This window comes from Pontimicrobium sp. IMCC45349, assembly GCF_047219225.1.
GTDB lineage: Bacteria > Bacteroidota > Bacteroidia > Flavobacteriales > Flavobacteriaceae > IMCC45349.
Genome location: NZ_CP178208.1, coordinates 1,448,047 through 1,462,341 on the forward strand (window position 1 = coordinate 1,448,047; position 14,295 = coordinate 1,462,341).

Below are 14,295 nucleotides of genomic sequence, written 5' to 3' on the forward strand. Positions count from 1 at the left end.
ATATGAATATTACTGTAGTTGGAACAGGATATGTAGGTCTTGTCACAGGGACTTGTTTGGCTGAGACTGGTAACGATGTTCTCTGTATAGATATCAATAATAAGAAAGTTAAGCAAATGCAAGATGGTGTGGTGCCAATATATGAACCACACCTAGATACCATCTTTCAAAGAAACATAAAAGCTAATAGGCTGAAATTTTCAACTTCATTAAATGAAGGCTTAAATCATGGAGAAATTATTTTTTTGGCTTTACCAACCCCAGAAGATGAAGATGGTTCTGCTGACCTTTCATACGTTTTAAGTGTAGCCAAAGAAATTGGAAAACAAATAAGAGATTATAAGATAATTGTTGATAAAAGTACTGTTCCGGTTGGTACAGCTGACAAGGTAAGAGAGACAATATCTAAAGAAACAAATATTGAATTCGATGTTGTTTCAAATCCTGAGTTTTTAAGAGAAGGTTTTGCTGTAGATGATTTTTTAAAGCCAGAGCGAATAGTAATAGGATCAACTTCCGATAAGGCAATAAATATGATGAAGAAATTGTATAAGCCTTTTGTTAGATCAGGAAATCCAATTATTATTATGGACGAAAAAAGTGCAGAGTTAACTAAATATGCTGCTAATTCTTTTTTAGCAACTAAGATTACATTTATGAATGAGATTGCTAATTATTGTGAAAGAGTTGGAGCAGATGTAGATAAGGTTAGGATTGGTATGGGGACAGATTCAAGAATAGGAAAACGCTTTTTGTTCCCAGGTATTGGATATGGAGGCTCTTGTTTTCCAAAAGACGTGAAAGCTTTACATAAAGCAGGTAAAGAAGTAGATTTTGATTTTTCTATTCTTGAGGCTGTTGTTAAAGTGAACAACACTCAAAAAACAATTTTAGTACCTAAGATTGAAGATTATTTTGAAGGAGATTTAACAGGTAAAAAAATAGCTGTTTGGGGATTAGCTTTTAAGCCAGAAACAGACGATATTAGAGAAGCACCTTCATTATATATGATAGAAGAGTTGTTGAAAAAGGGAGCAAAAATTATTGCATATGATCCAGAAGCAATGGGAAATGTTAAGCGTAAATTTGGAGAAAAAATTGTTTTTGCTGATGAAATGTATGAAGCAACAAATAAAGCAGATGCATTGGTCATTTGTACAGAATGGAGCTTATTTAGAACACCAGATTTTAAAAGATTAAAAAATAACTTGAATTTACCCGTAATTTTTGATGGAAGAAATCTATATGATAGTGTAGAAATGGAAAAAGAAGGGTTCTTTTATAGTTCCATTGGAAGAAAGAATAGGAAATGAAAAATAAAACAGTATTAATAACTGGGGCAGCTGGTTTTTTAGGTTCACACTTATGTGATCGGTTTATTTTAGACGGATTTAAGGTTATAGGAATGGATAATTTTATAACAGGTGATAAAGGTAATATCAATCATTTGTTAGATCATCCTAATTTTGAATTTATTAAGCACGATGTTACAGAGTTTATTTCAATTAAAGGCACGTTAGATTATATTTTACACTTTGCATCTCCAGCAAGTCCAATAGATTATTTGAAAATACCAATACAAACCCTAAAAGTTGGGTCGTTAGGCACACATAACTTATTAGGTTTAGCTAAGGCAAAAGGAGCTCGAATACTAATTGCATCTACCTCTGAAGTTTATGGAGATCCATTAGTACATCCACAAACTGAAGATTATTATGGTAATGTAAATACAATTGGTCCTCGCGGAGTATATGACGAAGCTAAACGCTTTCAAGAATCTATTACTATGGCATATAATAGATTTCATGATTTAGAAACTAGAATAGCTAGAATATTTAATACATATGGACCTAGAATGAGGCTTAATGATGGCAGAGTAATTCCTGCATTTATGGGTCAAGCATTAAGAGGTGAAAATTTAACAGTTTTTGGAGATGGATCTCAAACTAGATCTTTTTGCTATGTAGATGATCAAGTAGAAGGCATTTATAGGTTGTTATTTAGTAATTATAATTTACCAGTGAATATTGGTAATCCAAACGAAATTTCTATATTGGAATTTGCTGAAGAAATTATGAAGTTAACTAATACTAAACAAAGAATAATATTTAAAGACCTTCCTCAAAATGACCCTTTGCAGAGGCAGCCAGATATTTCATTAGCAAAAAAGATATTAAATTGGAGTCCAAAAGTTGAAAGATCTGAAGGAATGGAGAAAACTTTTAAGTTTTTTAAAAGTTTATCAAAAGATAAATTATTCAAAAAAGAACATAAAGATTTTTCAAACCATATAAAAAGATAGTGAGCTTATTTAAACACGGTAGATATTCAGGGTATTTAAGGCCCATTTCTTACACTATAGATTTATGTGTAATAAATTGTTTAGCAATCTTATACTTTTTTGTTAACATAAACCCGTTAAATTTTATCCTTTATGTTTCAATAGGATGGATAATTCTATCAACGTTTTCTAAGTTTTATGAAGTATATAGATATACAAGAGAAGTTTTTATTTTAAATTTAATATTTAGACAATCTATTTTATTTTTTCTAGTAATATTTGCTTATTTTGGATATCATGCTGACTTGAAAATTAAACCAATAACTGTTTTTAAATATGTTTCTTTTTCCTTTTTATTAATTACCATATTTAAGTTTGCAATGTATTATCTTCTCCAAAAGTATAGATCTTCTTTTGGAGGAAACTTCAGAATAACAGTTATTATAGGTAGAAATAAGCAAACACTTGCCCTTGAAAGTTTATTTAATAATAATCCGGAATATGGATATACTCATAAAAACACTTTTTGTTTAAAGAACGGAACTGAATTAGGAAATATTTTTGAATATATAGTAAGTGAGAATGTTGATGAAATTTATTGTTCAATTACTGAACTATCTAACGAGCAATTGTTGAAAGTAATTGATTTTGCAGATAATAACTTAAAAGTGGTTAAGTTTTTACCAGATAATAAAGAGATTTATTCTAAGAAACTTAAATATGAATATTATGATTATATACCTATTCTAACATTACGAAACATTCCTTTAGAAGATTCAATTAATTTACTTATTAAAAGGGTTTTCGATATACTTTTTTCTTCAGCGGTAATTATATTTCTATTGTCTTGGCTTACACCAATTATTGCTATTTTAATAAAGCTTGAGTCTAAAGGGCCTGTATTCTTTAAACAATCAAGAAATGGATTTAATTATAAAGAATTTGACTGTTATAAGTTTAGGTCAATGACTCCTAATAAGAATGCTCATTTACATCAGGCAACTCGTGGAGACCACAGAATTACAAAAGTAGGTAGGTTTATTCGTAAAACCAGTATTGATGAATTACCGCAATTCTTTAATGTTTTATTTGGAGATATGTCTGTAGTAGGACCAAGACCTCATATGGTTAGTCATACAAATATGTATGCTAAGAGAATTGATAAGTTTATGGTAAGACACTTTGTTAAACCAGGAATTACCGGATTAGCTCAAGTAAGGGGTTTTAGAGGTGAAATTGAAACAGATAAGGATATTATTGGTCGCGTTAAATATGATATCTTTTATATTGAAAACTGGTCTTTGTTTTTAGATATCAAGATTATTGTACAAACCTTTGTAAATGCTGTTAGAGGAGAAGATAAAGCTTACTAATAATTTGAAAGCTAAAGTTTCCATAATAACACCAGTTTACAATTCTGAAAGTTTTATTGAAGAAACTATTAAAAGTGTCGTTAATCAAACCTATACAAACTGGGAGTTAATATTGATTGATGATAGTTCTATCGATAATTCTATTTCTATAATAAATTTTTACCGAGAAGAATATTCAAATATAAAATTACTTAAAAACAAGTCTAATCAAGGAGCAGCAGTATCACGAAATAAAGGAATTGAGATTGCTTTGGGAGAGTTTATCGCATTTTTAGATTCCGATGATATATGGAAGTCAAATAAATTAGAAAAACAAATAAGCTTAATGCAAAAAGAAAAGCTCGATGTATCTTTTTCAAGCTATGAACTAATTAACGAGCAAGGACAGGTGTTAAGTAAAAAAGTTGAGGCACTTCCTAGATTAACATATAAAAAGCTTCTTAAATGTAATTATATAGGCAATTTAACAGGAGTATATAGGGTTTCAACTTTAGGTAAAATTACAGTTCCTAATCTTAGAAAGAGACAAGATTGGTTGCTATGGCTAATCGCTTTAAAAAAAACTAAGAAACCAGTAATCGGCATTCAGGAAACACTTGCTTATTATAGAGTTCGAGAAGATTCTATTTCTAGAAATAAATGGAAGCTAGTTAAGTATAATTACTTAGTTTACAGAAAAGGTTTAGGTTTTTCTATAATTAAATCTATAGCTTTTTTTTTAAGGTTTTTAGTTGAATATTTGTTTATAAAGCCTAAGCAAATAAAGGCTATATAAAAGATTTAAATTGTTTTAATTTACCTCTATTAGACCTGTCTAAAGAGGTTTTTCTTTCAAAAACTACATTGAGGTTTGGCTCAAGATATTTTTCTATTTCCTGTATAATTATAGTTTTTTTAGTTTTAGAAATTGGCTCTTTACTTACGTAAAGAATTTTAAAAGTATCTAAAGTGTGTTGTTCTATAATAAACTCTTTTACGTTAGCATCTTCTTCTATTACGGTTTTGGTTATATAGTAAAATGTTAATCCAGCAGCCTTTTTTCCACTAGGTAAAACGGCAATATCATTTGTACGACCAATAAGAGTTTTTAATAAGGGCTTTCTTAAAGTACTTTTTTCACATTTCACACCAATATCACCAATATCATATCTAATAAAAGGATGGGCTTTATTGTAAAGTGAAGTAATAACAACGCGTCCTTCTTTGCCATCAGGAACAGGCATGTTTTGATCGTCCAAAATTTCTACAAAAAGAGTTTCACTATTAAGTTGCCATTCATTTTTAGGGTTCTGAAAAGCAATTAAATCAAGTTCAGAAGCACCATATTCATTTATAATAGGTACTCCAAATTGTTGCTCCATGAGTTTTTTGTCGCTTTCAAACAGTATTTCGGAAGTTACAACACAAGATTTTAAACTAGGACAAACAGTATTAAGAATTATGTTTTTTTCTTTCAGAAATTTAGCAAATTGTACTATTGGACTTGTATAACCATTAATAAAATCAAACTTAGATGATTTAAACTTCTTAAGGCATTTTTCAAAAGCATCATCACTTAAGTCAAAAATAGAAAAACGATACCTGTTACTAAAAACATCTTTAATGCGTTCTTTATAATATCCCTTTTTATCTAAAGGAATTCCATAAAACCTAGCTTGTTTTGAGGTGTTAAAATCAATATTATACCAACCAAATCTATCAATAATCTCTGCCCAAGTTAATGCATGACAAAATTTATCTTTGGCAAAAATAAAAGGATCACCTGATGACCCAGAGGTTTTATTTATGTAAACATTTTTGTTTGTAAAACCTTTTGATAAGCGTTCTTTTAGCGGTCTCTGTAAATCTTGTTTGGTCATTATAGGAATATGCTCCCAAGATTTTATGTCAAGATTCTTAATTAGGTTTTGATAAAAAGGATTATTGCTTTTATGGAACTCGACAATATCCATACGTTTATCTATTACATATTTTTTAAATTCAGAATCATTGAGTTTCTGAATTTTATGTAAAACTTGTTTTGCTTTGTTTATATCAAAGCCATTAAAACGTAATGTGAAGTCGAATAATTTCAATTTAAAGCGACATAAAGGTTTTTGTAAATTAATTATTTTTTAAGCTTAAAAGCAATTATTTTTGCAGCTTAAAACAACAACACAATGAATATTTTAATTCTAGGCTCAGGAGGAAGAGAACATACATTTACATGGAAACTTGCGCAAAGTAAACTCTCTAATAATTTATTTGTAGCTCCAGGAAATTCAGGAACAGCACAAATTGCAAATAACGTTAATATTAATGTTAATGATTTTGAAGCTATAAAAGAACTAGTAATTTCCAATAATATTACAATGGTTGTTGTGGGGCCAGAAGACCCTTTAGTTAATGGAATTCACGATTTTTTCTTGAGTGACGATGTTTTAAAAAACGTGGCAGTTATTGGTCCAGAAAAGGCTGCAGCACAATTAGAAGGAAGTAAAGAGTTTGCTAAAGAGTTTTTATACAGACATAACATTCCAACAGCTGCTTACCAAAGTTTTACAAAAGATACTGTTGAAGATGGTTGTGCTTTTTTAGAAACACTAACACCTCCATTTGTATTAAAGGCTGATGGGCTAGCGGCCGGAAAAGGTGTTTTAATTATTCAAGATATTAATGAAGCAAAAACCGAACTTAGAAACATGCTAGTTGACGCTAAGTTTGGAGATGCAAGTTCTAAAGTTGTTGTAGAAGAATTTCTAGATGGTATAGAGTTGAGTTGTTTTGTGTTAACAGATGGGAAAAACTATAAAATATTGCCAACAGCAAAAGATTATAAAAGGATAGGTGAAGGTGATACTGGTTTAAACACAGGAGGAATGGGAGCGATATCTCCAGTACCATTTGCAGGTCAAGAGTTGATGCACAAAATCGAACAACGCATTGTTAAACCAACAGTTGAAGGGCTTCAAAAAGATAAATTACCTTATAAAGGGTTTATATTTATTGGCTTAATTAAGGTTAATAATGAGCCATTAGTTATAGAGTACAATGTTAGAATGGGTGACCCTGAGACAGAAGCTGTGTTACCTAGATTAAAAAATGATTTAGTAGAGGTATTTAAAGCTATAGATACACAAACACTTAACGAAATTGATATTGAAATTGAAGAACAATCTGCTGTAACAGTAATGTTGGTTTCTGGTGGTTATCCAGAAACTTATGAAAAAGGAAAGGAAATAACAGGCTTAGATCAAATTACTGATTCAATTGTATTTCATGCAGGTGCAAAAAATCAAGATGATAAGGTGATAACATCTGGAGGGCGTGTAATGGCTATTACATCTTTTGGAAAAGATTATAATGAGGCACTAAAAAAATCTTATCAAAATATAGATAAACTACATTTTGATAAGATGAATTATCGTAAGGATATTGGTTTCGACTTATAGATAAGAGTGAGAGGAAATACTCTTGTCTTCTTCGTTATTAGCATTAAACTTTTTAAGTTGCCCCATCCAATAAATAAAAGCAACTAAACCAATAACAGCAAAAATCCAAGACAAAAAGTTTGCTGCCCACCAATTATCAAGCTCTAAAACAGCTAGAGCATCTAATGGAGCGAATAATACATTTACAAATAAGTCTTGAATAGCGTAAAAGAAATCTTTCATCTTTATATTTTTATATTTACAGCACAAATATACAAACTCTTTAAATGATTACAAGCTTTTTTAATACATCAAAACCAGTACATTTTGTATTAGTAGCTTTACTAATGCTAATTGTATTTGTTTTCTTTAGAATTGAAGCCTTTAATGAGGAGTTTAACTTAATCAATACCTTAAGTCAAGTGGGTGTTTTTTTAGTAGTTATATTAACATTTTCTGTATTCGCATTTTTGGTGGGTAAAAACAACCTAACTCAAAAAAACAGTTACAAAATTTTATTGCTTTTATTGCTTTTTGCAACACTTCCAGCAACACTAATGAACGATAATATCATTCTATCCAATTTTTTTATTGTATTAGCATTAAGAAGATTGGTTAGCTTAAGAACCAATATAAGGATAAAGAAAAAACTTTTTGATGCTGCTTTTTGGATTGTAATTGCTTCTCTGTTTTATTTTTGGGCAATATTATTTTTTGCACTTATTATTTTAGCTCTAGTTTTATTCTCAATAAGTCAATTTAAAAACTGGATTGTACCTTTTGTGGCAATTCTTACTGTTGTAGTTTTATATGTGTCATATCATATAATTGTGTTTGATTCTTTTGGAGAAATTAATAACTATATAGCAAAAATAAGTTTTGATTATACAGGTTATAACTCCATTAAAATGATAGTAGGTATAACTGTAATTTCGTCTTTAGGTTTGTGGTCTAGTATTTTTTATATTAATGGTTTAAAAGAAAAGGCAAGAAATCAAAAGCCATCATCAATTTTAATACTGTTTACATTATTAATAGCAATTTTAATTGTTGTATTAACAAATGGTAAAAGTGGAGCAGAGTTTATTTTTATTTTTGCACCATTAGCTATAATTTTAACAAACTACATTGAAGCTTTGAATGAGAAGTGGTTTGCTGAAGCATTTATATGGTTGTTAGTAATAGCTCCTTTTGTAAGTTTATTGCTGTAGTTTTATGCCAAATGCCAAATCTCCTGCATCACCTAAACCAGGAACAATATAACCTTTATCATTTAGTGTTTGATCAATATCACTAATCCAAAGTTCTGTATTTGCAGGAAATTTATTGTCAATATAATTAACCCCTTGTTGAGCGCCAATAACACTTAATATGTGAACTTTTTTTGGAACACCATACTGTAGTAAAGCATTGTAAGTTAACGCAAGTGATTGACCAGTTGCTAGCATTGGGTCTGCAAGGATTAATGTTTTACCTTCTAAGCTTGGACATGCTGCATATTCTACCAAAATTTCAAAGTCATCAGAGTTTGATTTATGATGCCTATAAGCTGAAATAAAAGCGTTTTCAGCTGAGTCAAAATAATTTAAAATTCCATTATGTAATGGTAAACCAGCTCTTAGTATAGAGCAAATCACAATATCTTTTTGTGGTAAAAAAACACTTTTTGTGTCTAAAGGAGTGGTAATATTGGTAGAGTTATAATCTAATGTTTTACTCATTTCATAAGCTAATATTTCGCCAATTCGCTCAATATTCCTTCTAAAACGCATTGCATCTTTTTGAATTTTAACACATCGTAATTCACTTAAAAATGTATTCAATAAAGTGTTTTGATTAGAAAGATTATGTACTTGCATGTTAATGGTTTTATATTGAAGTAAAGTTAATAAATAGCAGTATATTTGTGCTTAAATTTGAAAGATATGTTCTCAGAAAAAGCTAATTCAATATTTCAAGATGCGATAGCTACTTATAAAGTATTAAACACTATCGACCAACCTTTTGAAAATAAGTATGATAAAAACAATGACGTTATTGCACATTTGTTATACAGAAAGTGTTGGATAGATACTGTACAATGGGCTTATGAAGATATAATTAGAGACCCAAATATTAATCCAGATGCAGCTTTAAAGCTAAAACGCATGATTGATGCTTCTAACCAAGATAGAACAGACACAGTAGAGTTTATAGATAGTTATTTCTTAGATAAATATAAAGATGTTGAGGTAAAAGAAGATGCTAAAATTAACTCAGAAAGTCCTGCATGGGCAATTGATAGATTATCAATTTTAGCACTAAAAATTTATCATATGCATCTAGAAACTGTTCGTGATGATGCATCACAATCACATAAAGACGCATGCCAAAAAAAGCTGGATGTTTTGTTAGATCAACGTGTGGATTTATCTACTGCAATTGATGATTTATTAGAGGATATTTCAAAAGGAGATAAGTACATGAAAGTCTATAAGCAGATGAAAATGTATAATGATGATGAATTAAACCCTGTACTTAGAGGTCAAAAATAACAACCTTTTATTAGTGCATCGTCTTTAATGCCTAAGCAAATAAATCACATATTAGTTATACGCCTTTCAGCAATGGGAGATGTAGCAATGTCTGCACCTATAATTAGAGAGTTAAAATCAAAAAATCCAGAATTAAAGATTACCATTTTAACACGAGCTTTTTTTAAGCCTTTTTTTAGAGATATAGAAAATGTACACGTTTTTGAAGCTGATTTAAAAGGAAGGCATAAAGGTGTTTTAGGCTTATACAGGCTGTCAAAAGAACTCAAAAAGATACAAATAGATGCTGTTGCAGATTTGCATAATGTTTTACGTAGTAATATTTTAAAACTGTTTATTAACGGGATACCTTTTGTTCAAATAGATAAAGGTAGAGCTAGTAAAAAAGCATTAACTTCTGGTAAAATATTTAAACAGTTAAAAACAACTCACCAACGTTATGTAGATGTATTTTCACAATTAGGATTTAAGCTAAATATTAGTAAGCCAATTTTTTCTAAAAAAGTTGAATTAAATGTCAAACTAAATAACATTATAAGTAATTCAAAAAGTAATATAGGTATTGCACCTTTTGCAGCTTTTCAGAGTAAGGCTTATCCATTGGGTTTAATGGAACAGGTTATTTCAGAATTATCAAAAACTAAAAATATTTTGCTTTTTGGTGGAGGTGCTTCGGAAACCGAAATTTTAAATTCCATAGAGACTAAGTACGATAATGTAACATCCTTAGCCGGAAAGCTATCACTCGACGAAGAGCTAGATATAATATCTAATTTAGATGTTATGGTTGCAATGGATTCTGGAAATGCACATATTGCTGCAATGTTAGGAATTCAAGTCGTAACACTTTGGGGGGTAACTCATCCTTATGCTGGTTTTTATCCTTTTAATCAAGATATTGAAAACGCACTTTTAGCAAATAGGGAAATGTATCCTTTAATACCAACTTCTATTTATGGTAATAAATTTCCTGAAGGATATGAAGACGCAATAGCGTCAATTCAACCAGATAAATTGATAGAAAAAATAATTGAAGTACAAAAAAAAGCCTTACAATAAAGTAAGGCTGTATCTAAACGTTTAATAGACAATAGTAATTCCTTATAATTAATAGCTAACGTTTAAATCTCTACTAATATATCTTATTTATATAGCTTATCAAAATTCTTTTGTAGGATTTGTATTATAAGCCCTGATATTTAATATTGATTTAAAGCTAATTACAAATTAAACATCGTCATAATCTACAACAACTGTTGGAGTTGTAGGTTGTGCTTGACAAGTTAAAATTAAACCTTCTGCTAGTTCATTATCTGTTAAAATATTGTTTTGCCTCATTGTTACTTCCCCTTCAGTTACTCTAGCAATACAACTACTACATATACCACCTTGACATGAATATGGTGCATCTATGTCTTCTGCTAAAGCAGCCTCAAGAATGGTCTTTTTTTGAGACATTGTAAATGTTTCTTCCTCATCATCGACTAAAACAGTAACTTGAGTTTCTCCGTTATTGCTTACTATTGGAGTATCGTTAGTGGCAGTTGAAGTAGTAAATAATTCATAGTGAATAGTGTCTTTAGAAACACCATTTTCAACTAAAACATCTGTAACATTATTAATCATCTTTTCAGGGCCACAAAGATAAAAAGCATCAATATCTATGTGTTTGTAATTGTTTTTAAGAATAAAATTCACTGTACTTTTTTCTATACGGCCAAATAGTGCATTTTCTTTTTCCGATTGACTAAACACTTCGTGTAATTCAAAACGATCTAAGTAATTGTGATGAAGCTCTAGAATCTCGTTAAAGAAGATCGTGTCTTTAGGTGTTTTATTACCATATACCAGAATAAACTTGCTATTAGGTTCTTCTTCTAAAACCGTTTTAGCAATACTCATAATTGGTGTTATCCCACTTCCAGCAGCAAAAGCAGCAATATTTCTAGTTTTGTTAGTGTCAGGTTCAAATATAAAACGACCATTTGGTGGTGCAACTTCTAAAGTGTCACCAGTAGTTAATTTTGTATTTGCAAAAACTGAAAATAGACCACCTTCAACAGCTTTAACAGTTACTTTTAAAATACCACTTTTTGGTGAAGAACATAAAGAATAATCTCTTCTAATATCATTGCCATCAATTTTTGTTTTAAGCGTTATGTATTGGCCAGCTTTAAACGTGAAAATAGATTTTAATTCGTTAGGAACATTAAAAACAATACTAATTGCTTTTTCAGTTTCTCTAATAATTTCTTTTATAATTAGTTTATGGAATTGTGCCATGAAATATTTTTTTGCAAAAGTACGGAAGGATTTAATCACAGCTTATATTTTTAAGTAAAATTTATACTAGTTGTTTATTGTGTGTAACAAAATAGTATTTTTAGATACCTATTCAATAAACCAAACCAAAAACATGATTAAACGATTTATAAGTCTTGAATGGAAGCAATTTAGAAGAGCTTCTTATTTTCAAAAAGGACTAGCTATTAAAATTTTACTATTTCTAGCAGTATTATACTTTGGCGGAATTGCAGTTTTTATGGGAGCAGTTATGTTCTTTGGACTAAAAAAAGCATTCCCAGAAATAGACCCTGTGGTTATGGTAAATAACTACTTAATTTATTGGGTGTTTTTTGAGCTAATGATAAGATATTTTATGCAGCAACTGCCTGTGATGAATATTAAGCCAATGATGATTATTCCTATAAAAAGAGATTCTGTAATTCACTTTTTACTAGGTAAAACAATGATTTCGTTTTTCAATTTTATTTCGTTTTTATTGTTTCTGCCTTTTTCTATAGTTTTATTGGTTAAAGGTTATCCTGTAATTAATGTAGTGCTTTGGTTTTTTGCACTAATGTGTATTACCATGTCTGTCAATTTTCTAAATTTTTTAGTAAATAAAAGTAATGCAGTTTTTTATGGCATTGCATCTTTACTTGTTGCGGTTTTAACCCTAAGGTATTTTAATGTTTTTGATATTACAGAACCTTTTGGAGTTGTTTTTAATGGGTTGTATAATTATCCATACCTAGTAATAGTTCCTTTAACAATAATGATTGGGCTTTATAAAGCAAATTTTAATTTTATTAGAAAAGGATTTTATTTAGATGGTGCCATATCTAAAAAAACAAAAGAAGCAAAAACCACAGATTTATCTTGGATGGATAGATTTGGTAATATTGCTCCTTTTTTGAAGAATGATATAAAAATGATTTCAAGAAATGCTAGACCAAAGCAGGTAGTTATGATGTCGTTTTTCTTCCTATTTTATGGGCTGTTCTTTTTTACGCAAGATGTTTACATCGAAAAGATGCCTTATTTATTAGGCTTCGCTTCAATATTTATTACAGGAGGATTTCTTCTAAGTTTTGGGCAATTAGTACCATCTTGGGATAGTGAGTATTATAAAATGCTTATGAGTCAAAATATACCTTATAGACAATATTTAGAATCTAAATGGTATTTAATGGTGTTTGCAGTAATAGTTTCGTTTATTTTGAGTACGCCATACATTTATTTTGGATGGGATATATATTTAATAGTTGCAGCAGGCGCTTTATTTAATATTGGTTTAAATACCTTCATTACTTTGTTTGGAGGAGCCTTGAATAGAGTTCCAATAGAATTAAACACAAAAGCAAAAGCCTTTAGTAACACCAATGGCTTCAACCCAACTCAATTACTTATTGCATTGCCTAAAATGATATTACCTATCATTATCTTTTTTATACCATATCAATTTATAAGTTTTAATGCAGGCATTATAACATTAGCGTTATCTGGAGTTGTAGGCATTTTATTTAAGAATTTCTTCTTAAACAAAATCGAAGACATTTATCAAAAAGGTAAATATAAAACAGTAGCAGCTTTTTCAGAAAAAAAATAATAAAATATAACCATGATATCAGTACATAATTTAACAAAATCATATAAAGAAGTTCAAGTTTTAAACATTGAAAATTTAGAAATTCCTAAAGGCCAAAGCTTTGGGTTAGTAGGAAACAATGGTGCTGGAAAAACAACATTTTTCAGCCTATTACTAGATTTAATTCAGCCTACTTCAGGGCATATTAGTAATAATGATGTTTTAGTTCATGAAAGCGAAGATTGGAAACCTTTTACATCATCATTTATAGATGAGAGTTTTTTAATAGGTTATTTAACTGCAGAAGAGTATTTTTATTTTATAGGAGAGCTTCGAGGGCAGAGTAAAGCTGATGTCGATGCGCTTTTAGCCCAGTTTGAAGATTTCTTTCATGATGAAATTCTCGGCAAAAAGAAATACTTAAGAGACTTGAGTAAAGGAAATCAAAAGAAGGCTGGAATTGTAGCGTCTTTAATTGGTAATCCAGAAGTTATTATTTTAGATGAACCTTTTGCAAATCTTGACCCAACTACACAAATTAGGTTAAAGCAAATAATTAAAGACTTAGCCAATCAAAAAGGAGTTACTGTGCTGGTTTCAAGTCACGATTTACTTCACGTAACAGATGTTTGTGAGCGTATTGTAGTTTTAGAAAAAGGTGATGTAGTTAAAGATATTGAAACTAATGAAGCTACTTTAAAAGAACTAGAAGCACATTTCTCAAACTAAGGCTTTGGTTAAAAGTCGATTATTTTATTAGTTATATAGAAAAAGATGATTATTTTTACGTTTCTGCATAATAATATGCAGTGCCTTTAGTTATACA

Annotated in this window: 14 protein-coding genes; 10 read left to right on the forward strand and 4 right to left on the reverse strand. The window is 29.7% G+C overall.

The features are described from left to right. The first annotated feature begins 2 nt into the window (after nucleotides 1-2). The 4 genes from ACLII3_RS06760 to ACLII3_RS06775 are packed head-to-tail and all read left to right on the forward strand — an operon-like array spanning nucleotide 3 to nucleotide 4,429. Nucleotides 3-1,313, forward strand: coding sequence for a UDP-glucose dehydrogenase family protein (locus ACLII3_RS06760; protein ID WP_412987498.1), 1,311 nt, complete (start codon nucleotides 3-5; stop codon nucleotides 1,311-1,313). Then, the gene (locus ACLII3_RS06765) at nucleotides 1,310-2,302 is read left to right on the forward strand and encodes a UDP-glucuronic acid decarboxylase family protein (protein ID WP_412987500.1); all 993 of its coding nucleotides are present in this window, start codon (nucleotides 1,310-1,312) and stop codon (nucleotides 2,300-2,302) included. Before ACLII3_RS06760 ends, ACLII3_RS06765 begins: the two co-directional genes overlap by 4 nt. A 56-nt stretch (nucleotides 2,303-2,358) precedes the next feature. Continuing rightward, nucleotides 2,359-3,654, forward strand: a complete 1,296-nt coding sequence (locus tag ACLII3_RS06770) for an exopolysaccharide biosynthesis polyprenyl glycosylphosphotransferase (protein ID WP_412987901.1) — start codon at nucleotides 2,359-2,361, stop codon at nucleotides 3,652-3,654. Then, nucleotides 3,623-4,429 carry a glycosyltransferase family 2 protein gene (locus ACLII3_RS06775; protein ID WP_412987502.1) on the forward strand — a complete coding sequence of 269 codons (807 nt, stop codon included), beginning with the start codon at nucleotides 3,623-3,625 and terminating at the stop codon, nucleotides 4,427-4,429. The genes ACLII3_RS06770 and ACLII3_RS06775 overlap by 32 nt, the downstream gene beginning before the upstream one ends. Here the strand turns inward: ACLII3_RS06775 and ACLII3_RS06780 are convergent. After that, the gene (locus tag ACLII3_RS06780) at nucleotides 4,422-5,729 is read right to left on the reverse strand and encodes a phenylacetate--CoA ligase family protein (RefSeq protein WP_412987503.1); all 1,308 of its coding nucleotides are present in this window, start codon (nucleotides 5,727-5,729) and stop codon (nucleotides 4,422-4,424) included. The two genes, ACLII3_RS06775 and ACLII3_RS06780, sit on opposite strands and share 8 nt — an antisense overlap. A gap of 84 nt (nucleotides 5,730-5,813) precedes the next feature. Here ACLII3_RS06780 and purD point away from each other — a divergent pair, with 84 nt between their 5' ends. Then, complete coding sequence (gene purD / locus ACLII3_RS06785; RefSeq protein WP_412987505.1) at nucleotides 5,814-7,085, forward strand: phosphoribosylamine--glycine ligase; 1,272 nt, start codon at nucleotides 5,814-5,816, stop codon at nucleotides 7,083-7,085. On the opposite strand, the gene ACLII3_RS06790 is transcribed toward purD, so the two are convergent. Further along, entirely contained in the window at nucleotides 7,080-7,307 is a 228-nt protein-coding gene (locus ACLII3_RS06790) for a DUF6341 family protein (RefSeq protein ID WP_412987507.1), read from the reverse strand. The genes purD and ACLII3_RS06790 overlap by 6 nt on opposite strands. Nucleotides 7,308-7,351: 44 nt before the next feature. Between ACLII3_RS06790 and ACLII3_RS06795 the strand changes: the two genes are divergently transcribed. Beyond that, on the forward strand, nucleotides 7,352-8,275 hold the full coding sequence (locus tag ACLII3_RS06795) for a DUF6427 family protein (RefSeq protein WP_412987509.1): 924 nt from the start codon (nucleotides 7,352-7,354) through the stop codon (nucleotides 8,273-8,275). On the opposite strand, the gene upp is transcribed toward ACLII3_RS06795, so the two are convergent. After that, nucleotides 8,264-8,923, reverse strand: coding sequence for a uracil phosphoribosyltransferase (gene upp, locus ACLII3_RS06800; RefSeq protein ID WP_412987510.1), 660 nt, complete (start codon nucleotides 8,921-8,923; stop codon nucleotides 8,264-8,266). The genes ACLII3_RS06795 and upp overlap by 12 nt on opposite strands. 66 nt (nucleotides 8,924-8,989) lie before the next feature. Here upp and ACLII3_RS06805 point away from each other — a divergent pair, with 66 nt between their 5' ends. Together ACLII3_RS06805 and ACLII3_RS06810 are read left to right on the forward strand one after the other, a co-directional pair. Next, nucleotides 8,990-9,598: a DUF4254 domain-containing protein gene (locus ACLII3_RS06805; protein ID WP_412987512.1), complete on the forward strand. Its 609-nt coding sequence runs from the start codon at nucleotides 8,990-8,992 to the stop codon at nucleotides 9,596-9,598. A gap of 27 nt (nucleotides 9,599-9,625) precedes the next feature. Next, nucleotides 9,626-10,657 carry a glycosyltransferase family 9 protein gene (locus ACLII3_RS06810; protein WP_412987514.1) on the forward strand — a complete coding sequence of 344 codons (1,032 nt, stop codon included), beginning with the start codon at nucleotides 9,626-9,628 and terminating at the stop codon, nucleotides 10,655-10,657. A 168-nt stretch (nucleotides 10,658-10,825) separates the two neighbouring features. Here ACLII3_RS06810 and ACLII3_RS06815 read toward each other — a convergent pair whose 3' ends face one another. Further along, on the reverse strand, nucleotides 10,826-11,881 hold the full coding sequence (locus ACLII3_RS06815; RefSeq protein ID WP_412987515.1) for a 2Fe-2S iron-sulfur cluster-binding protein: 1,056 nt from the start codon (nucleotides 11,879-11,881) through the stop codon (nucleotides 10,826-10,828). Nucleotides 11,882-12,014: 133 nt separating this feature from the next. On the opposite strand from ACLII3_RS06815, the gene ACLII3_RS06820 reads away from it, so the two are divergent. Beyond that, on the forward strand, nucleotides 12,015-13,490 hold the full coding sequence (locus ACLII3_RS06820) for a DUF5687 family protein (RefSeq protein WP_412987516.1): 1,476 nt from the start codon (nucleotides 12,015-12,017) through the stop codon (nucleotides 13,488-13,490). Between the two features lie 12 nt (nucleotides 13,491-13,502). Further along, nucleotides 13,503-14,198: an ABC transporter ATP-binding protein gene (locus ACLII3_RS06825; RefSeq protein ID WP_412987518.1), complete on the forward strand. Its 696-nt coding sequence runs from the start codon at nucleotides 13,503-13,505 to the stop codon at nucleotides 14,196-14,198. Nucleotides 14,199-14,295: the final 97 nt, after the last annotated feature.

Bases quoted from the DNA above. Each gene is read 5' to 3' on its own strand.
- ACLII3_RS06760 (WP_412987498.1), top strand. From the start codon at position 3: ATGAATATTACTGTAGTTGGAACAGGATATGTAGGTCTTGTCACAGGG.
- ACLII3_RS06765 (WP_412987500.1), top strand. From the start codon at position 1,310: ATGAAAAATAAAACAGTATTAATAACTGGGGCAGCTGGTTTTTTAGGT.
- ACLII3_RS06775 (WP_412987502.1), top strand. From the start codon at position 3,623: ATGCTGTTAGAGGAGAAGATAAAGCTTACTAATAATTTGAAAGCTAAA.
- purD (WP_412987505.1), top strand. From the start codon at position 5,814: ATGAATATTTTAATTCTAGGCTCAGGAGGAAGAGAACATACATTTACA.
- ACLII3_RS06790 (WP_412987507.1), bottom strand. From the start codon at position 7,307: ATGAAAGATTTCTTTTACGCTATTCAAGACTTATTTGTAAATGTATTA.
- ACLII3_RS06795 (WP_412987509.1), top strand. From the start codon at position 7,352: ATGATTACAAGCTTTTTTAATACATCAAAACCAGTACATTTTGTATTA.
- upp (WP_412987510.1), bottom strand. From the start codon at position 8,923: ATGCAAGTACATAATCTTTCTAATCAAAACACTTTATTGAATACATTT.
- ACLII3_RS06805 (WP_412987512.1), top strand. From the start codon at position 8,990: ATGTTCTCAGAAAAAGCTAATTCAATATTTCAAGATGCGATAGCTACT.
- ACLII3_RS06810 (WP_412987514.1), top strand. From the start codon at position 9,626: ATGCCTAAGCAAATAAATCACATATTAGTTATACGCCTTTCAGCAATG.
- ACLII3_RS06815 (WP_412987515.1), bottom strand. From the start codon at position 11,881: ATGGCACAATTCCATAAACTAATTATAAAAGAAATTATTAGAGAAACT.
- ACLII3_RS06820 (WP_412987516.1), top strand. From the start codon at position 12,015: ATGATTAAACGATTTATAAGTCTTGAATGGAAGCAATTTAGAAGAGCT.
- ACLII3_RS06825 (WP_412987518.1), top strand. From the start codon at position 13,503: ATGATATCAGTACATAATTTAACAAAATCATATAAAGAAGTTCAAGTT.